This window comes from Nocardioides sp. Root151 (assembly GCF_001427925.1).
Lineage (GTDB): Bacteria > Actinomycetota > Actinomycetes > Propionibacteriales > Nocardioidaceae > Nocardioides.
Genome location: NZ_LMGG01000001.1, coordinates 1160880 through 1178822, shown reverse-complemented (window position 1 = coordinate 1178822; position 17943 = coordinate 1160880). Strand labels below are relative to the sequence as shown.

Below are 17943 nucleotides of genomic sequence, written 5' to 3'. Positions count from 1 at the left end.
GATGTCTTGCGGGTTGCGCTTGGCGTCACCGTCGGCGTCCACGCCCACGACCGACCAGGTCTGCGGGATGAACTGCATCGGGCCGACCGCGCGGTCGTGCTTGGCGTCGCGGTCGTACTGGCCGGCGTCGGTGTCGAGGATCGCCTGGGTGTTGTTGGAGCCGTTCAGCGCGATGCCGTAGATGCCGGGGCGGGAGATGCCGTCGGTGCCGAGGGTGTTGTTGCCGTAGCGGCCGTGGTCGGACTCGACGCGGCCGATCGCGCCGACCAGCTGCCACGGGATGTGGCAGGTCTTGTCGGCGGCGTTGATGACCGTGGCGGCGCGCTGGTAGGCGGCCAGGGCGGCGGACNGGGGCACGCCGAGGCCGATCTCGCCGGGCTGGGAGTAGCTGGCCGGGTCCTCGATCGCCTGCGTCGGGATCGAGGTGCCGTCGGGCAGGCGGCCGTCGTTGTCGGAGGCCGAGGCGATGGTGCTGCCACCGACGCCGATCAGGCTGGCCGTCCAGGCGGTCGACAGCAAGGCCAACGGAACGAGCGCCATGGCTCGCTGTGCACCGCCGAAGCGTGTGGTCTTCATTGCGCGAATCTCCCCAATTGTCTGCATCCGTAACCTGCCACTCCCTCAAGCACAGGCACTTCAATCAACGAAGTCTGACACGCGGGGTTACGCACCGGTACCCGACGTGATCTGCATCTCGTTCATTGAGAAGCCTGTTCCCTACCTCGGGGAGGAAACGGGCGGGCGGGCGGTTCATGACGCGGAGAAGGCCGGATTTTCGCGAAAAGGGCAGGTCACCCCCGATGTGGCCAGATTTGGTCGGTCGGCGACAATGACCCGGTGACTTCTGCTGTGCCTGCCTCCTCCACCGGCCGATCGACTGAGCGATCGGCGGAGCTCTTCGACCGGGCGCAGGCGGTGACCCCGGGTGGCGTCAACTCCCCGGTGCGGGCCTTCAACGCCGTCGGTGGCACTCCCCGCTTCATCCGCTCCGCGTCGGGAGCGTGGCTCACCGACGTCGACGGCAACGAGTACGTCGACCTGATCTGCTCGTGGGGCCCGATGCTGCTCGGCCACGCGCACCCCGAGGTGCTGGCCGCGGTCACCGAGGCGGTCTCGCGCGGGACGTCGTACGGCACGCCGACGGTGCCCGAGGTCGAGCTGGCCGAGGAGATCGTCGGCCGTACGCCGATCGACAAGGTCCGCTTCGTGTCGTCGGGCACCGAGGCGACCATGTCCGCGATCCGGCTGGCCCGTGGGTTCACCGGCCGCGACCTGATCGTGAAGTTCGCCGGCTGCTACCACGGGCACGTCGACTCCCTGCTGGCCCAGGCCGGCTCGGGCCTGGCCACGCACCAGCACGCCCACTCCATCTCCAGCACCCCGGGCGTGCCGGACATCTTCGTCGAGCAGACCCTGGTGCTGCCCTACAACGACCCCGAGGCGGTCCGCGCCGTCTTCGCCGAGCACGGCGACCGCATCGCCTGCCTGATCACCGAGGCCGCCCCCGGCAACATGGGCGTCGTGCCGCCGGCGCCGGGCTTCAACAAGCTCCTGTCCGACCTGTGCACCCAGCACGGCGCCCTGTTCGTCTCCGACGAGGTGATGACCGGGTTCCGGGCCAGCAAGCAGGGCCAGTGGGGCCTCGACGGTGCGGTCGAGGGCTGGCGTCCGGACCTGGTCACCTTCGGCAAGGTCATGGGCGGCGGCTTCCCGGCGGCCGCGTTCGGTGGCCGGGCCGACGTGATGAGCCGGCTCTCCCCGGAGGGCCCCGTCTACCAGGCCGGCACCCTGAGCGGGAACCCGATCGCGACCACCGCCGGCCTCGCCACGTTGCGCCTGGCCACCGACGAGGTCTACGCGCACATCACCTCCGCGGGCGACGTGATCAAGGCCGCCGCCGCCGAGGCGCTCACCGTCGCTGGTGTGCCCCACCGGGTGCAGGCCTCCGGCACGATGTTCTCGGTCTTCTTCCGTGACGGCGAGGTCCGCAACTTCGACGACGCGAACGACCAGTCGCTGCCGGCGTACACCGCGTTCTTCCACGCCATGCTCGACGCCGGCGTCTACCTGCCGCCCTCGGCGTACGAGGCATGGTTCCTCTCCGGCGCGCACGACGACCGCGCCATGCAGACCGTCCTCGACGCCCTGCCGGCCGCGGCCCGTGCCGCGGCCGCCGCCAACGATGGCCAGCCGACCACCGAAGGAACCCCATGACCGAGAAGACGTCTGTGCACCTGCTCCGCCACGGTGAGGTGCACAACCCGAAGGGCGTGCTCTACGGCCGCATGGACGGCTACCACCTCTCCGACCGCGGTCGCGAGATGGCGGAGGTCGTCGCCGAGGCGATCAAGGGCCGCGACATCACCCACCTGCGGGTCTCCCCGCTCGAGCGCGCCCAGGAGACCGCGCGTCCGCTGGCCGACGCCCGCGGCCTCGAGATCGTCACCGACGAGCGGGTCATCGAGTCCGGCAACGTCTTCGAGGGCCAGACGTTCGGCAAGGGCAACAACGCCCTGCGCAACCCGCTGACGTGGCGCCACCTCTGGAACCCGATGAAGCCGTCGTGGGGTGAGCCCTTCAAGGAGGTCGCCGCCCGCATGATGGCCGCCGTGTACGACGCCCGCGACTCCGCGCGTGGCCACGAGGCGGTGATCGTCTCCCACCAGCTGCCGATCTGGACCACCCGGCTCTTCGTGGAGAAGCGCTCGTTCCTCCACGACCCGCGCAAGCGCCAGTGCACCCTGTGCTCGCTGACCTCGCTCAACTTCGAGGGCGACCGGCTGGTCTCGCTGACCTACTCCGAGCCGGCCGGGCACCTGATCCCCACCAAGGACAAGGCGGCCCCGTTCTCGGCGGGCAACGCCCCCGAGGAGAAGAAGCCCTGATCCGCATGCCCGCACTCCTCACCCGACGCCTGATCGCCGCGCTCGCGGCCGGCTGCCTCCTGCTCACCGGATGCGGCTCCCTCGAGGGCACCGGCGACAAGGGCTACGTGTCCGGGAACGGCCAGATCACCGAGCTGAAGCCGGGCGACCGCACCAAGCCGATCGCGCTCAGCGGTGAGGACCTCGACGGCAAGGACCTCTCCCTGGAGGACTTCCGCGGCAAGGTCGTCGTGGTCAACGTGTGGGGGGCCTGGTGCGTCGAGTGCCGCAAGGAGGCGCCGGACATCGTCGAGGTGGCCAACGGCGTCGACCCCGACGACGTCGTCTTCCTCGGGCTGAACAACCGCGATCCCTCCCGTGAGAACGCGAACGGCTTCGTGCGCACGTTCAAGCTGCCCTACCGCTCGATCTTCGACCCGTCGGCGAAGACGCTGCTGGCCTTCCACGGCACGCTGACGCCGTACTCCACGCCGAGCACGGTGATCATCGACCGGTCGGGCCGGGTGGCCGCGAGCGTGCTCGGCGTGATGCCGAGCAAGGGCACCCTCGAGACGCTGATCGACGAGGTCGTCGCTGAAGATGGCTGAGTACTTCCAGGACTCCGTGATGTCGGGGTCGCTCCTGATCGCGCTGCCCGTCGCCCTGCTCGCCGGCCTCGTGTCGTTCTTCTCGCCGTGCGTGATCCCGCTGCTGCCCGGCTACCTCTCCTACGCGACCGGCCTCTCCGGTGCCGAGCTGGAAGACGCGCACCGCGGCCGCATGCTGGCCGGCTCCGTGCTGTTCGTGCTCGGCTTCGGCAGCGTCTTCGTCGCCCTCGGGGCCCTGTCGGGCTACTTCGGCTCCACCCTGTTGCAGTACGACCGCACGATCACCGTGGTGCTCGGCTGCCTGGTCATCGTGCTCGGCCTCGCCTTCGTCGGCCTGATCCCGCTGCTGCAACGCGACGTACGCGTGCACAAGGTGCCGGCCGTCGGCCTGGCCGCCGCCCCGTTCCTCGGGTTCCTCTTCGGCCTCGGCTGGACGCCGTGCATCGGCCCGACGCTCGGCGCGATCCTGACCCTGGGCATCAACGAGGCGACCGTGCCGCGTAGCGCGGTGCTCTCCGCGGCGTACACCCTCGGCCTGGGCATCCCCTTCATCATCGCCGGGCTGGCCTACCGCCGGGCACTGGGCGCCTTCGCGTTCATCCGCCGCCACCAGGCATGGGTGACCCGCATCGGCGGCGTGATGCTCGTGGTGATCGGCGTGCTGCTGGTCACCGGCTGGTGGGACTGGATCGTCAACTGGATGCAGGTGCACCTCATCCTCGGATTCGAGACGAGCGTCTGATGGGCGACCTGAACCTCCGTGAACTGCTGCGCTGGTCGTGGCGCCAGCTCACCTCCATGCGCACCGCCCTGATCCTGCTGCTGCTCCTCGCCCTCGCGTCGATCCCGGGCTCGGTGATCCCGCAGGACAACATCGACGCGTTCAAGGCGTCACAGTGGCGCGAGGACCACCCCGACCTGGCGCCCATCTACGAGAAGCTCGGGTTGTTCTCGGTTTTCGACTCGGTGTGGTTCGCCGCGATCTACCTGCTGCTGGCCCTGTCGCTGGTCGGCTGCATCCTGCCCCGCACCCGGGTCTACTGGCGTGGCCTGCGGGCTGCGCCACCGAAGGCCCCGCGCAATCTCACCCGCCTGCCGGACAGTGCGACGTACCGCACCTCCGAGCCGGTCGACGACGTCCTGGCACGCGCCCAGGTGCTGCTCAGGAAGCGGCGCTTCCGGGTCCTCGCCGCCGAAGGTGCCGTCTCCTCCGAGCGCGGCTACCTGCGCGAGGCAGGCAACCTGCTCTTCCACATCTCGGTGCTGATCGTGCTGGCCGGCTTCGGGATCGGGTCGCTGTTCGGCTACCAGGGCGGCGTGATCGTGTGGAAGGACGGCGGGTTCTCCAACAACCTCACCCAGTACGACGACTTCGTGCCGGGCAGCCTGATGCAGGCCGAGGACATGGAGCCGTTCTCCTTCGAGGTGACCGACTTCGACGTCAACTGGCTGATGAGCGGGCCGCGCAAGGGCATGGCCCAGAAGTTCGTCGCCCACCTCGACTACCGGGAGACCCCCGACGGCGAGGAGAAGGAGTACGACCTCAAGGTCAACCACCCGCTCTCCATCGGCGGCACCGACCTGTTCCTGATCGGCCACGGCTACGCCCCCTCGATCACCGTGCGCGACGGCAACGGCGACGTCGCGTGGTCGGGGCCGGTGATCTTCCTGCCCGAGGACCAGGCGACGTTCACGTCGTTCGGTGTGGTCAAGGCGCCCGACGCCCGGCCCCGCCAGATCGGGCTCGAGGGCCTGCTCTACCCGACGTACGCCAACGTCGACGGCAACCCGGTCTCGCTGTTCGGCGACGACCGCAACCCGCGCATCTCGATGCTGGCCTACGTCGGCAACCTCGGCATGGACTCGGGCGACTCGCAGTCGGTCTACGTGCTCGACAAGAGCCGGATGACCGAGCTGAAGAAGAACGACGGCTCGATGTTCCGGGTCGACCTGTTCCCCGGCCAGACCAAGAAGCTCCCCGACGGCGCCGGATCGGTGACGTTCGAGGGCATGCGGCCGTGGGTGCGCATCCAGATCAGCAAGACCCCCGGCAAGGGCGTCGCGCTCGGTGGGGTCATCCTGGCCCTGGTCGGGTTGCTCGGCTCGCTGTTCATCCGCCCCCGCCGGGTGTGGGTGCGGGCGCGTCGTGAGGATGAGGAGACCGTGGTCGAGATCGCGGCCCTCGACCGTTCAGGGGGTGGCGAGGTCGGGACCGAGCTCGCCGAAATTGTCGCGTCGCTCCGTGCGGGCGACGTGCGTGAGGAGAAATCGTGAGCAACACCCAGTGGGAGAACCTCAGCGTCCAGGCGCTGGCGGTCGTCGCGGTCGTCTACTTCCTGGCGCTGCTCGCCCACCTCGTGGAATGGGCGGCGCTGCGCAAGCTGCCGACCGACGCACCTCTCGACCAGCGGACCCGCACGTTCGGCCGCTTCGGGTTCCTGCTCACCGTGATCGGCGCGGCCGTCCAGCTCGTGGCGCTCGTGGGCCGTGGCATGGCCGCCGACCCGAACCGGGTGCCGTGGGGCAACATGTACGAGTTCGTGATCACCGGGACCTTCGTCCTCGTGCTCGCCTACCTGGTGCTGCGCGGTCGCTTCAGCCTTGAGTGGCTGGCCCCGATCGTGGTCGGCTTCGCGCTGACCGTCCTGATGGTCGCCGAGCTGACCCTCTACGAGGAGGTCGTCCCGCTGACCGAGGCGCTCTCCTCACCGTGGCTGGTGATCCATGTGGTCGCCGCGGTGATCGCGACCGGTGCCTTCACCCTCGGCGGGATCCTCTCGGTGCTCTACCTGGTCAAGGAGCGCAAGCCCGACACCACGACCGGCTTCCTGGCCCGCGTGCCCGAGCTCGACGCGCTCGACCGCATCTCCTACCGCATCCACGCCTTCGCGTTCCCGGTGTGGACCTTCGCCGTGCTGATCGCGGGCCCGATCTGGGCGCACTACGCGTGGTCGCGCTACTGGGGCTGGGACGCCAAGGAGGTCTGGGCGTTCATCACCTGGGTCGTGTACGCCGCATACCTGCACGCCCGCGCCACCGCCGGGTGGAAGGGCCGCAACGCCGCGATCGTGGCGCTGGTCGGCGTGGGCACCCTGTGGTTCAACTTCATCGGCATCAACTACTTCTTCGGCGGCAGCTCGCAGCACTCGTACGCCGCCCCGTCCGTGGTGCAGGAGCCGGTGCGGTCGTCGTACGACCTGATCTAGCGGCGGGCGGGCTCGGCCTGCTCAACTGGGCGCAGCCCTGCTCAGCCGTCGGTCGGCTTGTCCTTGTGCGGACGGCGGCGGTTGAGGTCGCGCAGGAACTCGGGATCGTCGTCGGGTCCGAGCGGGCCGGAGGGGCGGCGTTCGGGCTTGGCCGTGGACCCGCCGTTGCCGCGCCGGAAGAGTGCGCCCCGGGTCTCGACGAGCCGGACGACCAGATAGACCGCCAGTGTGACGAGCACGATGACGAGGATGAACTTGCCCACCCCTCAAGAGTACGGCCTGCACCCGAGCAATCTAGGCTGAAGGGGTGAAGGAGTTCATCGTCTACACCCTGTTGCGCATCGCGCTGTTCCTCGGAGCCCTCGGAATCACCGTCGGTGTCTGGGGGCTCGTCTCGAACAACGGGGTCCCCATGATCTGGGCCGTGGTGATCGCGTTCGTGGTCTCCGGCCTCGCCTCACTGTTCCTGCTCAACCGGCAGCGTGAGCGATTTGCCCGCGTCGTGCAGACCCGGGCCGAGAAGGCGACGCAGAAGTTCGAGGAGATCAGCGCACGCGAGGACGACAAGGACTCCCCGTGAGCATCGACCGGCGGCGGGAAGGCTGCTGCTCGGTCGGCACCCGCTCCGACGGTGGGGAGCGGGCCTGGCTCAACGAGGCGATCCGCAAGGTCGAGGCCGACGCGAACCGGTCGGCAGACACCCACCTGCACGTCTTCCCGCTGCCCGACGACTGGGGCATCGACCTCTATCTCAAGGACGAGTCCGTCCACCCGACGGGCTCGCTGAAGCACCGGCTGGCGCGGTCGCTGTTCCTCTACGGGCTCTGCAACGGCTGGATCGGTGAGGGTACGACGATCATCGAGGCCTCCTCCGGGTCGACGGCGGTCTCGGAGGCCTACTTCGCCCGGCTGCTGGGCCTCCCGTTCGTGGCGGTGATGCCGCGCTCGACGTCGCCGGAGAAGATCTCGCTGATCGAGTTCCACGGCGGCACCTGCCACCTCGTCGACGACCCGTCCACGATCTACGCCGAGTCGCGTCGCCTCGCGGAGGAGACCGGCGGGCACTACATGGACCAGTTCACCTACGCCGAACGCGCCACCGACTGGCGGGGCAACAACAACATCGCCGAGTCGATCTTCGAGCAGATGGCCCGCGAACGGCACGCGGTGCCGACCTGGGTGGTCGTGGGTGCGGGCACCGGAGGCACGTCGGCGACGATCGGCCGCTACGTCCGCTACCGCCGGCTCCAGACACAGGTCTGCGTGGTCGACCCGGAGAACTCCGCGTTCTTCGAGGGCTGGACCGACCCCGACGCCACGGGCACCGCGTCGCGCATCGAGGGCATCGGCCGGCCGCGGGTGGAGCCGTCGTTCCTGCCCGGCGTGGTCGACGCGATGATGACCGTCCCCGACGCCGCCTCGATCGCCGCGGCGCGCTGGTGCTCCGAGGTCACCGGCCGGTTCGTCGGCGGTTCGACCGGTACGTCGCTGTGGGGCGCCCTGCACCAGATCGCGGGCATGCGCTCACGCGGCGAACAGGGTTCGGTGGTGACGCTGCTGTGCGACGGCGGCGAGCGCTACACCGACACCTACTACTCCGACACCTGGCTCGAGGCGCAGGGCATCGACATCGCGCCGTACGAGCGCACGCTGGAGGAGTTCGGGCGCACCGGCGCCTGGCAACCGCCGGCCTGAGCGCGACCTACTTGAGGCGTCGCTCGATGCGCGACCGGGGCTGGCCGAGGATCTTGGCCAGGATCGGTGCGCGCATCTTGTAGACCACGAAGCCGGCGGCGATCACGGCGAGCAGGATCAGGAAGAACGTCATGCGCCCACTTTCCCACGACCCTGCAAATGTTGCGTCTCGAACCGGCAGTCATTGCGCTGTGAGCACCAAGAACCCACGGCTCGAAGCGCAAGAATCCACGGTTCGCGCATCAAGAATGCACGGTTCGCGACACGAGGGTTGCGGGGTCGTGGGTCAGACGCCGGGGGAGCTGCGGGAGCCGTCCTCGCGATAGTCGATCGCGTCGAAGTCGACGGTGCGCTTGGCGTTGGCGATCGCGGTCATCACCGTGGTGCCGATCGGGCCGCGACGGTCGAAGATCGTGGCGGTGCCGACGCTGATCCCGTCGTGGACGACGCGGTCGAGCCCGGAGAGCCCGAGCTGGATGCCGTCGGGCAGCCGCGCGAGCGTGACCGTGATGTCGGTGTTGATGAACTCCACGCCCTTGCTGCCCCAGTTGGTCACCATCGTGGTCGCGTCGGCGATCGCGGCCACCGCCGTGAAGGGGGTCGCCTCCTCGCCGTCGACGGGAGGTACGCCGGTCTGCCAGGTCGCCTTGCGTGAGGAGTTCTGGTGGGCGCGGAAGTCCTGCGACCAGCCGGCGCTGCTGTGGAAGAACGGGATGTGCGGCTCGGTGCCCTCGGGGGCGAGGTCGAGCGGCGGCGGCACCGGGCGCTCGTCGGGAGACCAGACCTCACCGGCCGGGGTCTCGCCCTTCTTGAGGAACAGGGCACTGGCCCGCGCGACCCGCTCGCCGTCCTGCACCATGGCCACGTCGACCAGGCAGATGCGCGGTCCCTCGCGCACCACCTCGGTGGTGAAGGTGCTGGCGGTCATCATCGCCGGGCGGAACAGGTCGACGGTGTAGCGCGCCGGTTGCAGGTCGTCGCGGCCGAGGTCGCGCAACGCACCCTCGGCAGCCCGGGACAGACCGGCGCTGATCGCGACGCCGTGCATCTGCTCCTTGCTCCACAGGCTGCGGGAGAGCCCCAGCGGCATGAGTGACGCGCCGTCATTTCGGTAGAACGCCAGCCCCATGAACCCTGCTCCTCCGGTGTGCGTGCCTCAGGCGGGCATCATCCCAGAAGCAGTCCGACGAACAGACCGGCCCCCAGCAGCAGCTCGGAGACGCCGGCCAGCTGGAGCACGGGGACCAGTGACGGGCCTTGCGCCTTCTGCCCCAGCACGATGCCGAGTGCCCGCGCCGACGGAACGACGTACGCCAGGCCCAGGAAGGCCCACCACGTCGTCGACAGTGCGACGCCCACCAAGGCCACCGCGGCGGCGATCACCAGCAGCGCGAAGAAGCCGCGGGTGCGGGCGTCGCCGAGCACCACGGCCAGGGTGCGCTTGCCGACCTCGCGGTCGGTCGGGATGTCGCGCAGGTTGTTGGCGACCAGGATCGAGCACGACAGCGCTCCGATCGCCGTACCTGCGTAGAGGGCGGCCAGCTCGAACGTCCCGGTCTGGACGTACGTCGTCCCGATCACCGCGACCAGCCCGAAGAAGACGAAGACCATCACCTCGCCCAGGCCGAGGTAGCCGTAGGGGTGCCTGCCCCCGGTGTAGAACCAGGCCGCGACGATGCAGACCGCGCCGAGGAGCACCAGCCACCAGGCCGTCGTGATCGCCAGGACCAGTCCGGCCACGGCGGCCACGCCGAACGCCGAGAACGCGGCGAGCTTCACCGCCCGCGGGGTCGCGGCACCCGAGCCGACCAGGCGCATCGGACCGACCCGGTCCTCGTCGGTGCCGCGGATGCCGTCGGAGTAGTCGTTGGCGTAGTTGACGCCCACCTGCAGGGCCAGCGACACGAGCAGGGCGAGCGCGGCCTTCCACCAGACCGGCTCGTCGGCGTACGCCGCGACGCCCGTGCCGGCGAGCACGGGGGCGACGGCAGCCGGGAGCGTGCGGGGGCGGGAGCCGGCAATCCACTGCGCAGGAGTCGTCACGAGGAGTGATTCAAGCAGGGACGGCTTCGCCGTGGCGTTCCAGGTGTCGCTGGGCCGCGGCGCTGGCCGGCACCAGCCCGATCGTCGCGACCACCACGATGCCGGCGATGAGCAACCAGCCGGTGGCACCCCACTCCATGGCCAGGAACGTGTAGACGGCGGGAGCCCAGACCCGCCCGAGGGTGCCGGTGAGCTCGGCCGCGCCTTGGTACTCGCCGCGGCGCCTCGGGTCCATGAGCTCGGCCTCGAACGACCAGCTGGCCGCCGAGAGATAGAGCTCGGCGCCGGTCACGGTGACGTGGCCGAGCCAGACCAGCGCGATGGTCAGCCAGCCGATCGTGTCGTGGGTGAAGAGCGTGATCAGGCAGGAGAGCACGAAGAACGAGGTCGAGAACCGGGTCGCCCGCAGGGCGGTGGGGATGTCCTTGACCCCACGCGCGGCGAGCATCGGCAGGAAGATGCACATCACCGTGTTGGTGCCGAAGAGGAAGGCCAGCAGCACGCGCGGGGCGTCGGTCTCCTCGACCAGCCACAGGGGGATGACCAGGTTGAGCAGCACCTGGTTGGTCCACAGCACGCCCACGAAGAACGTGACCAGCAGCCAGCCCACGTTGCGCAGTGCGCTCGGGCCGGGAATCTTGACCGCGCGCTCCTCCTTCGTGCGCAGGTCGTGCGGGGCGCGCGGCAGCTTGATGATGCAGACGGCGTTGATCGCGAACACGATCGTGGTGAACCACGGCACCAGGCGGATCACGTCGTTGGAGTGGAAGGCCAGCGCGATGCCGCCGAGCATCGACCCGACGGTGAAGCCCAGGTTCAGCGCGGAGTACATGTAGGCCCGAGACTTCACCAGCTCGTCGTGGGGCAGCACGTCGAGCGTGTAGGCGCCGTACGCCGCCCCGCCGAGCGCGCCGATCACCTCCATGCCGACGGCCATCGACACGTAGCCCTCGAAGCTGCCGATGAACGGCCACACCGCGAACATCGCGGCCTGGCCCGCGGCGCTGACCGCCCACATGCGACGCGGTCCGAACCGGTCGACCACCTTGCCCATGGGGACGGCGACCAGGAAGGCGGCGACCCCCGCGATGGTCAGGCCGAGGCCGACCTGGGCGGCGGTGAGGCCGACGACCTGGGTGAAGAAGACCGCCGAGCCGGTCATGAACGTGCCCTCGCCGATGGCGAAGAGCAACGACTGCACCGACAGCCGACCGGCCAGCGGGGTCGGCGGCGCGAACTGCTGCACCAGGCTCATCGCACGGCCACGACCTCGCGCTGGAGGTGGCGCTCGGCGGACCGGGCGGCCGGGTGCGCGATCGCCGAGGCGGCGACGGCCAGGCCGGCGATCAGCATCCACCCCGACATGCCCCAGTGCATCGCCAGCCAGGTGTACGCCGCGGGTCCGATGATCCAGGTGAACTGGTTGCCCAGCCGCCAGGCGCCTTGGTACTCGCCACGGCGATCGGGGTCGGAGAGCTCGGCCATGAAGCCCCACGCCGCGGCCGACTGGAACAGCTCGGCGCCGGTGATCGTCACGTGGCCCAGCCAGATCAGCAGGATCGTCACCCAGCTGAGGGTGTCGGCGGTGACCATGATCAGCACGCACGAGAGCACGAACGAGATGGCGCACAGGCGAGTGGCCCGCAGGGCGCCGTCGACGGTCTCCGAGCCGCGGGCGGCGCGCACCTGGAGCAGGACAGCCAGGACGGTGTTGGTGCCGAACAGCCAGGCCAGCAAGGTGCGCGGCGCGTCGGTCTCGGTGACCAGCCACAATGGGATCACCACGTTGAGGAGCACCTGGTTGGTGCCCAGCACCCCGTTCATCAGGCCGAGCAGCACGAAGCCCCGGTTGCGCAGCGCGCTGGTCGACGCCGGCCTCTCGACGGCCGGGGCGATCTCGTCGGCGCCGGCGGACACCACCTCGGCCGGTGGCGCCGGTGGTGCCGGGTGGTCGTGGGCCGCGTCGGGCAGGCGGGTGATCAGCCAGGCGTTGACGAACAGGATCGCGGCGGTGAACAGCGGGACCGCCCGGATCACGTCGTCGTCGTGCATGGCGAGCGCGAGCCCGCCGATCAGGGCGCCGAGGGTGAAGCCGATGTTGAGGGCGCTGCGCATGAACGCCAGCGACCGCACGCGTTCCTCGCGCGGGAAGACGTCGATCGTGTAGGCGCCGCGGCCGGCACCGCCCGCGGCCTCGACGAGCGCGAGTCCGCACACGATGGCCACGAAGCCGATGAACCCGTGGATCCACGGGTAGGTGAGGTAGAGCAGGGCGCCCGCGACCGCACCGATCGACCAGATGCGCTTCGGCCCCACCCGGTCGGCCAGCTTGCCGGCCGGCACCGAGAGGACGAAGGTGACCAGCCCCGCGATGGACAGTCCGAGACCGACCTGGGCGGCGGTCAGCCCGACGATCTGGGTGAAGAACACGGCGTTGCCGGTGATGAAGACGCCCTCGCCGATCGCGAACAGCACCGACTGGTAGGACAGTCGTCGGGCCAGCGCGGAGTCGGGCAGCAGGCGCACCAGCAGCGCGTTCATGACGGCCTGACCATGTCGAGGTGGTCGATGCCGTCCTCGACGTACACCTCGCCGACGGGGGCGAAGCCGTAACGGCCGTAGTAGTCGGCCAGGTGCGCCTGCGCGGCGAGCATCAGCTCCTGACCCGGCCAGACCCGCTCGCAGAGCGCCAGCGTCTCGCGCATCAGGGCGTGCCCGACGCCGGTGCCGCGGGCCTCGCCGGACACCACGACCCGACCGATGCGGGCCTGCGGGCTCTGCGCGCCGGGTGCCACCACGCGCGCGTAGGCGAGCAGCCGGTCACCGTCGGAGCCCAGCACGTGGTGCGTGCCCTCGACGACGTCGAGTCCGTCGATGTCCTCGTAGTCGGGGCAGTCCTGCTCGATCACGAACACGCGGTGCCGCAGCCTGAGCAGGTCGTGCATCTGTCGGGCGGTGAGGTCGTCGTGGTGTGATCCGAGCCAGGTGAGTTCCACGGACCGATTGTTCCAGCGAGGCCGCGGGCACGCCTCTCATTTCTTGGTGGCCTCGCCGGGCCTCGCGGGCATGCCGCTAGCGTTCGTCGGGTGAGCGTTCTCCGACCCGTGCACGGCACCGCCCCCGAGGTCTTCGGCGCGGTGCGTGCGTGGCTCGACGCGGAGGCCGAGCCCGAGCCACTGATGGTGGAGACCTCCGGGTCCACCGGTCGACCGAAGCGGGTGGTGCTCTCCCGCCGGGCCGTGCTCGCGTCCGCGCACGCCGCTCATGAGCGCCTCGGGGGCAGTGGCACGTGGCTGCTGACCGTGCCGGCGTCGTACGTCGCGGGAGTGCAGGTCGTCGTACGCGCCCTGCTGCACGGAGCCGAGCCGGTCGTGCTCGAGGACCACGGGTCGTTCGCGGCCGCCGCGACCGGGTGCCGCTACGTCTCGTTGGTGCCGACGCAGCTGCACCGCCTGCTCGAGACGGACGCCGCGGTGCTGGCCGGGTTCGACGCGGTGCTCCTCGGCGGCGGTCCGGTCGACCCGGCGCTGCGCGCCCGCGCCGAGGAGCAGGGCGTCCGGGTGGTCGTGACCTACGGCTCGAGCGAGACGTCCGGTGGCTGCGTGTACGACGGCCTGCCGCTCGACGGCGTGGAGCTCGACGTGCCGGAGGGGCAACCGATCCGGATCCGTGGGCCCGTGCTCTTCGACGGCTACGACGCCGACCCGGAGCTCACCGCCCGCGCCCTGGTGGACGGCTGGTTCGTCACCTCCGACCTGGGCCGCATCGTCGACGGCCGCCTCCGGGTGCTCGGTCGCGTCGACGACGTGGTGATCACCGGTGGCATCAACGTGCCCGCACCGGCCGTCGCGAAGCGGCTCCGCGCCCACCCCTCTGTCCAGACGGTCGAGGTGCTCGGCGTACCCGACGACGAGTGGGGCCAGCGACTGGTCGCCTTCGTGGTGGGCGACCTGACGTTGGACGAGGCCCGCGACTGGGTCTCGGCCGAGCACCCCCGGGCCTGGGCGCCGCGCGGGCTCGTGCGCCTGGACGCCCTCCCGCACCTGCCCAACGGCAAGGTCGACCGACTCACCCTGCGCCGCCTCGCGGAAGGACCCGCATGAACCACGTCTACTCGATCCCGCTGCACACCCGCTTCCGCGGCATCACGGTGCGCGAGGGCGTGCTGATCCGCGGCGAGGGTGGCTGGGGTGAGTGGAGCCCGTTCCTGGAGTACGACGCGGCCGAGGCCGAGCCGTGGCTGCGCTGCGCCGAGGAGGCCGCGGCCGGTGACTGGCCAGCCGCCGTCCGCGCCGAGGTGCCGGTCAACGTGACCGTGCCGGCGACGAATCCCCAGCGTGCACACGAGATCGTGGTCGCCGGGGGCTGTGCGACCGCCAAGGTCAAGGTCGCCGAGCGCGGCCAGAGCTTGGGTGACGACCTGGCCCGCGTCGAGGCGGTGCGCGACGCGATCGGACCCACCGGGCAGATCCGGGTCGACGCCAACGGCGGCTGGGACGTCGAGGAGGCAGTCGCCGCGATCCGCGCGCTGGACCGGGCAGCCGGTGGGCTGGAGTACGTCGAGCAGCCCTGTGCCGACGTGGAGGACCTCGCCGCCGTACGCCGGGTGGTCGAGGTGCCGATCGCCGCCGACGAGTCGATCCGCCGGGCCGCCGACCCCTACCGGGTGCGCGACCTCGAGGCCGCCGACATCGCCGTGCTCAAGGTGCAGCCCCTCGGCGGCGTGCGCGCCTGCCTGCGCATTGCGGAGGACATCGGGCTGCCGGTGGTCGTCTCCAGCGCCCTGGAGTCGTCGGTCGGCATCGCCGCCGGACTGGCCCTGGCCGCCGCGCTCCCGGAGCTCCCGCACGCGTGCGGCCTGGCCACCGTGCAGCTCTTCACCGACGACGTGGTGGCCGAGCCGCTGCGCCCCGTGGGCGGCATGCTCCCGGTGGGCCGGCCGACGGTGCTCGACGAGGCGCTCGTCCGGCTGGCCGCGCCGCCCGCTCGCGTGGCGCACTGGGCCAACCGGCGTGCCGACGTGGATGCGCTGCGCGAGGCCTTGCGGAAGGATCACACACCATGACCCCGCCGCCGCGTGCCAATCCCTCGACCCTGCTGGCGCGTTCGGTGCTCGACGACCTGGTCGCCGCCGGCATCACCGAGGTCGTGCTCGCGCCCGGCTCGCGCAACGCACCGTTGGCCTTCGCGGCCTGGGACGCCGCCCGCGACGGCCGGATCAGGTTGCACACCCGACTCGACGAGCGCACTGCCGGCTTCCTGGCGCTGGGCATGGCGAAGGTCGGGGCGCCCGCCGCGGTGATGTGCACGTCGGGCACGGCCGTGGCGAACCTGCACCCCGCCGTGCTCGAGGCCGCCCATGCCGGGGTCTCGCTGGTCGTGGTGACCGCCGACCGGCCGGCGTCCGTGCGCGGCACGGGTGCCAGCCAGACCACCGACCAGGTGCGCATCTTCGGGGAGGCGGCGTCCTTCGTCGACCTCGCCGGACCCGACGACCTCGACGCGGCCCGCGAGGCCCTCGGCGAGCTCCGCTCCGCGGCCGGTCCCCGCGCCAGCCGTCACGGTGGCCGGCCGGTGCACCTCAACGTGCAGTTCACCCCGCCGCTGGTGCCCGACGCCCCGTGGCACCGCACCGCACCTGCCGACCCGTCGTCGGCCGACGCATCGACCCGACCGAAGCCGGATCGCCCCGACCCCGAGACCCTTCCGCTGGGTCCCCGCACCGTCGTCGTCGCCGGGGACGACGCCGGCCCGCCGGCCCGGGTGCTGGCGGAGAACGCCGACTGGCCGCTGCTCGCCGAGCCGAGCAGCGGATCCCGCAACGGCACCCATGCGTTGCGTTGCTACCGGCTGTTGCTCGACGGTGAGCTCGGCGGCCGCATCGAGCGCGTGGTCGTCGCCGGTCACCCGACCCTCTCCCGCCCGGTCACCCGGCTCCTCGAGCGCGAGGACGTCGAGGTGGTCTCGGTGCAGGCACGCGGCTGGTGGGCCCGGCGCCCGTTCCCCGTCGACCGCGAGGTCTCCGCGCTGACCACGCCGGGCAAGGACGACCCGGCCTGGCTGGAGGAGTGGCGCGCCGCCGATGCCCGCGTCTCACGCGACCTGGACCGGTTGCTCGCCGAGCAGCCCGGGCCCACGCCGTACGACGTGGCGCGCGCGGTCAGTGCCGCCGTACCGCCCAGTGGCCTGCTCCTGATCGGTGCGTCGAGCCCGATCCGCGACCTCGACCTGATGGCGCGGCCCTACACAGTGGGGGAGCGGCGCAGGATCGTCGCCAACCGCGGACTGGCCGGCATCGACGGCACCATCTCGACCGCCATCGGTGCCGCCCTGGCCAGGCCGCACGGCGAGCGGAACCTCGTGCTGATGGGCGACGTGACGTTCCTGCACGACGCCAACGCGCTGGTGATCGGCCCCGACGAGGCCCGGCCCGACCTGACGATCGTGGTGGTCAACGACGACGGCGGATCGATCTTCGCGATGCTCGAGCAGGGGGACGACCGGTTCGCCGACCGCTACGACAAGCTCTTCGGCACCCCCCACGGCGTCGACGTGGCCAGCCTGTGCGCGGCCACTCGCACCCCGCACTGGAAGGTCGGGTCGCTGCCCGAGCTGGAGCAGGCGCTGGCCAGCCCGAACGGCGGCATCGAGGTCGTCGAGGTCGCCTGCCGTCGCGACAACCGTCGTGCGCTGGATGAACGGATCCGGGCGCTGCGATGAATTCGGGGCCGGTCTGAGCGTGGCCGTCTCACTTCGTGGCATTGCCGCATAACGCCCCCGTGTCAGCTCCGTTGCGCCCGGTGCACAGATGTCCCTCTCGGGGACTTGCCAAGTAGTCAAAGGACGTACATGCGCCACACACGAGTGATGACAGCAGTTGCCGCCACGGTCTTCGTCACGATCAGCCTGACGGGCTGTTCGGAGGCGGAGAAGGCAGGCAACGACGCCAAGGACAAGGCGGCCGAGGCCGCAGCGTCGGCCAAGGCCGAGGCGTCCGAGAAGGCCTCCCAGAAGGCCGAGGAGGCCAAGGGCAAGGCGAAGGCGAAGGCCGAGGAGGCCAAGACCAAGGCCAAGGACAAGGCCGGGATGTCGGACGACGAGTCGGCTGACGAGGCAGCCGGCGACGGCACCGACGCCGGGTCGGACGCAGGCGCGGCCGGGTCCGGAAATGTCACGGTCGACCTCGGTGAGTTCGCCGACGACCCGAGCGCGCAGGCGGCGGCCGGGTTCTTCGAGGCCCGTCAGGCCGCGGTGGCCTCGAGTGGCGCCGACCTCGGCGACCTGCAGGCGGCCACGACCGCCGACCGTTTCAAGCGGGCCAGCGCCTACGTGGAGCGTCACGCCGGCCACGACGGGCCGTTCATGGTCACCGTGGTGGGCGTCGAGTCTGGCTCCGTGGACGTCTGCGTCGGCCCCGACGGCACCAGGGCCCGCACCCTCACCCTCGAGGGTGACAAGGTCGCCGACAACACGCAGGGCGATCACACCTGCGCCTGAGTGATGGCAACAAGGCGGGCCCGGCCGGTT

Annotated in this window: 19 protein-coding genes; 12 read left to right on the top strand and 7 right to left on the bottom strand. The window is 70.8% G+C overall.

The features are described from left to right. The first annotated feature begins 837 nt into the window (after nt 1-837). The 6 genes from hemL to ccsB are packed head-to-tail and all read left to right on the top strand — an operon-like array spanning nt 838 to nt 6678. On the top strand, nt 838-2214 hold the full coding sequence (hemL, locus tag ASD66_RS05600; RefSeq protein WP_235529967.1) for a glutamate-1-semialdehyde 2,1-aminomutase: 1377 nt from the start codon (nt 838-840) through the stop codon (nt 2212-2214). Next, on the top strand, nt 2211-2885 hold the full coding sequence (locus ASD66_RS05595) for a histidine phosphatase family protein (RefSeq protein ID WP_056890261.1): 675 nt from the start codon (nt 2211-2213) through the stop codon (nt 2883-2885). Before hemL ends, ASD66_RS05595 begins: the two co-directional genes overlap by 4 nt. Before the next feature lie 5 nt (nt 2886-2890). Next, nucleotides 2891-3472 carry a TlpA disulfide reductase family protein gene (locus ASD66_RS05590; RefSeq protein WP_056890260.1) on the top strand — a complete coding sequence of 194 codons (582 nt, stop codon included), beginning with the start codon at nt 2891-2893 and terminating at the stop codon, nt 3470-3472. Then, a complete protein-coding gene (locus tag ASD66_RS05585) occupies nt 3465-4214 on the top strand; it encodes a cytochrome c biogenesis CcdA family protein (protein WP_056688660.1) in 750 nt (249 codons plus the stop codon). Before ASD66_RS05590 ends, ASD66_RS05585 begins: the two co-directional genes overlap by 8 nt. Beyond that, nucleotides 4214-5746 (top strand): cytochrome c biogenesis protein ResB, encoded by a 1533-nt coding sequence (locus ASD66_RS05580; RefSeq protein WP_082564158.1) that lies wholly within the window; start codon nt 4214-4216, stop codon nt 5744-5746. Before ASD66_RS05585 ends, ASD66_RS05580 begins: the two co-directional genes overlap by 1 nt. After that, nucleotides 5743-6678: a c-type cytochrome biogenesis protein CcsB gene (gene ccsB / locus ASD66_RS05575; RefSeq protein ID WP_056688658.1), complete on the top strand. Its 936-nt coding sequence runs from the start codon at nt 5743-5745 to the stop codon at nt 6676-6678. Before ASD66_RS05580 ends, ccsB begins: the two co-directional genes overlap by 4 nt. Nucleotides 6679-6719: 41 nt before the next feature. On the opposite strand, the gene ASD66_RS05570 is transcribed toward ccsB, so the two are convergent. Next, a complete protein-coding gene (locus ASD66_RS05570) occupies nt 6720-6941 on the bottom strand; it encodes a hypothetical protein (protein ID WP_056688656.1) in 222 nt (73 codons plus the stop codon). Between the two features lie 44 nt (nt 6942-6985). On the opposite strand from ASD66_RS05570, the gene ASD66_RS05565 reads away from it, so the two are divergent. Next, on the top strand, nt 6986-7258 hold the full coding sequence (locus tag ASD66_RS05565) for a DUF4229 domain-containing protein (protein ID WP_056890259.1): 273 nt from the start codon (nt 6986-6988) through the stop codon (nt 7256-7258). Between the two features lie 2 nt (nt 7259-7260). Continuing rightward, nucleotides 7261-8373: a PLP-dependent cysteine synthase family protein gene (locus tag ASD66_RS05560; RefSeq protein ID WP_056890578.1), complete on the top strand. Its 1113-nt coding sequence runs from the start codon at nt 7261-7263 to the stop codon at nt 8371-8373. A 7-nt stretch (nt 8374-8380) separates the two neighbouring features. Here ASD66_RS05560 and ASD66_RS25500 read toward each other — a convergent pair whose 3' ends face one another. From ASD66_RS25500 to ASD66_RS05535, 6 genes are all read right to left on the bottom strand, one after another. Further along, nucleotides 8381-8506 (bottom strand): hypothetical protein, encoded by a 126-nt coding sequence (locus tag ASD66_RS25500; protein ID WP_268788305.1) that lies wholly within the window; start codon nt 8504-8506, stop codon nt 8381-8383. Between the two features lie 153 nt (nt 8507-8659). Beyond that, entirely contained in the window at nt 8660-9502 is an 843-nt protein-coding gene (locus ASD66_RS05555) for a thioesterase family protein (RefSeq protein ID WP_056890258.1), read from the bottom strand. A 38-nt stretch (nt 9503-9540) separates the two neighbouring features. Beyond that, a complete protein-coding gene (locus ASD66_RS05550; RefSeq protein ID WP_056890257.1) occupies nt 9541-10416 on the bottom strand; it encodes a 1,4-dihydroxy-2-naphthoate polyprenyltransferase in 876 nt (291 codons plus the stop codon). 10 nt (nt 10417-10426) lie between these two features. Further along, nucleotides 10427-11671, bottom strand: a complete 1245-nt coding sequence (locus ASD66_RS05545) for an MFS transporter (RefSeq protein ID WP_056688648.1) — start codon at nt 11669-11671, stop codon at nt 10427-10429. Then, nucleotides 11668-12957, bottom strand: a complete 1290-nt coding sequence (locus ASD66_RS05540; RefSeq protein WP_056890256.1) for an MFS transporter — start codon at nt 12955-12957, stop codon at nt 11668-11670. Before ASD66_RS05540 ends, ASD66_RS05545 begins: the two co-directional genes overlap by 4 nt. Then, complete coding sequence (locus tag ASD66_RS05535) at nt 12954-13412, bottom strand: GNAT family N-acetyltransferase (protein WP_056890255.1); 459 nt, start codon at nt 13410-13412, stop codon at nt 12954-12956. The genes ASD66_RS05540 and ASD66_RS05535 overlap by 4 nt, the downstream gene beginning before the upstream one ends. A 90-nt stretch (nt 13413-13502) precedes the next feature. On the opposite strand from ASD66_RS05535, the gene ASD66_RS05530 reads away from it, so the two are divergent. From ASD66_RS05530 to ASD66_RS24360, 4 genes are all read left to right on the top strand, one after another. Next, on the top strand, nt 13503-14519 hold the full coding sequence (locus tag ASD66_RS05530) for an AMP-binding protein (RefSeq protein WP_235529966.1): 1017 nt from the start codon (nt 13503-13505) through the stop codon (nt 14517-14519). Continuing rightward, nucleotides 14516-15481: an o-succinylbenzoate synthase gene (locus ASD66_RS05525; RefSeq protein ID WP_056890253.1), complete on the top strand. Its 966-nt coding sequence runs from the start codon at nt 14516-14518 to the stop codon at nt 15479-15481. The genes ASD66_RS05530 and ASD66_RS05525 overlap by 4 nt, the downstream gene beginning before the upstream one ends. Then, entirely contained in the window at nt 15478-17136 is a 1659-nt protein-coding gene (gene menD / locus ASD66_RS05520) for a 2-succinyl-5-enolpyruvyl-6-hydroxy-3-cyclohexene-1-carboxylic-acid synthase (RefSeq protein ID WP_056890252.1), read from the top strand. Before ASD66_RS05525 ends, menD begins: the two co-directional genes overlap by 4 nt. Nucleotides 17137-17283: 147 nt before the next feature. Continuing rightward, the gene (locus ASD66_RS24360; RefSeq protein ID WP_056890251.1) at nt 17284-17913 is read left to right on the top strand and encodes a hypothetical protein; all 630 of its coding nucleotides are present in this window, start codon (nt 17284-17286) and stop codon (nt 17911-17913) included. Nucleotides 17914-17943 lie beyond the last annotated feature (30 nt).

What these genes read in the sequence shown, in the direction of transcription:
- ASD66_RS05595 (WP_056890261.1), top strand. Translation starts at nt 2,211, where the DNA reads ATGACCGAGAAGACGTCTGTGCACCTGCTCCGCCACGGTGAGGTGCAC.
- ASD66_RS05590 (WP_056890260.1), top strand. Translation starts at nt 2,891, where the DNA reads ATGCCCGCACTCCTCACCCGACGCCTGATCGCCGCGCTCGCGGCCGGC.
- ASD66_RS05585 (WP_056688660.1), top strand. Translation starts at nt 3,465, where the DNA reads ATGGCTGAGTACTTCCAGGACTCCGTGATGTCGGGGTCGCTCCTGATC.
- ASD66_RS05580 (WP_082564158.1), top strand. Translation starts at nt 4,214, where the DNA reads ATGGGCGACCTGAACCTCCGTGAACTGCTGCGCTGGTCGTGGCGCCAG.
- ASD66_RS25500 (WP_268788305.1), bottom strand. Translation starts at nt 8,506, where the DNA reads ATGACGTTCTTCCTGATCCTGCTCGCCGTGATCGCCGCCGGCTTCGTG.
- ASD66_RS05555 (WP_056890258.1), bottom strand. Translation starts at nt 9,502, where the DNA reads ATGGGGCTGGCGTTCTACCGAAATGACGGCGCGTCACTCATGCCGCTG.
- ASD66_RS05545 (WP_056688648.1), bottom strand. Translation starts at nt 11,671, where the DNA reads ATGAGCCTGGTGCAGCAGTTCGCGCCGCCGACCCCGCTGGCCGGTCGG.
- ASD66_RS05540 (WP_056890256.1), bottom strand. Translation starts at nt 12,957, where the DNA reads ATGAACGCGCTGCTGGTGCGCCTGCTGCCCGACTCCGCGCTGGCCCGA.
- ASD66_RS05525 (WP_056890253.1), top strand. Translation starts at nt 14,516, where the DNA reads ATGAACCACGTCTACTCGATCCCGCTGCACACCCGCTTCCGCGGCATC.
- menD (WP_056890252.1), top strand. Translation starts at nt 15,478, where the DNA reads ATGACCCCGCCGCCGCGTGCCAATCCCTCGACCCTGCTGGCGCGTTCG.
- ASD66_RS24360 (WP_056890251.1), top strand. Translation starts at nt 17,284, where the DNA reads ATGACAGCAGTTGCCGCCACGGTCTTCGTCACGATCAGCCTGACGGGC.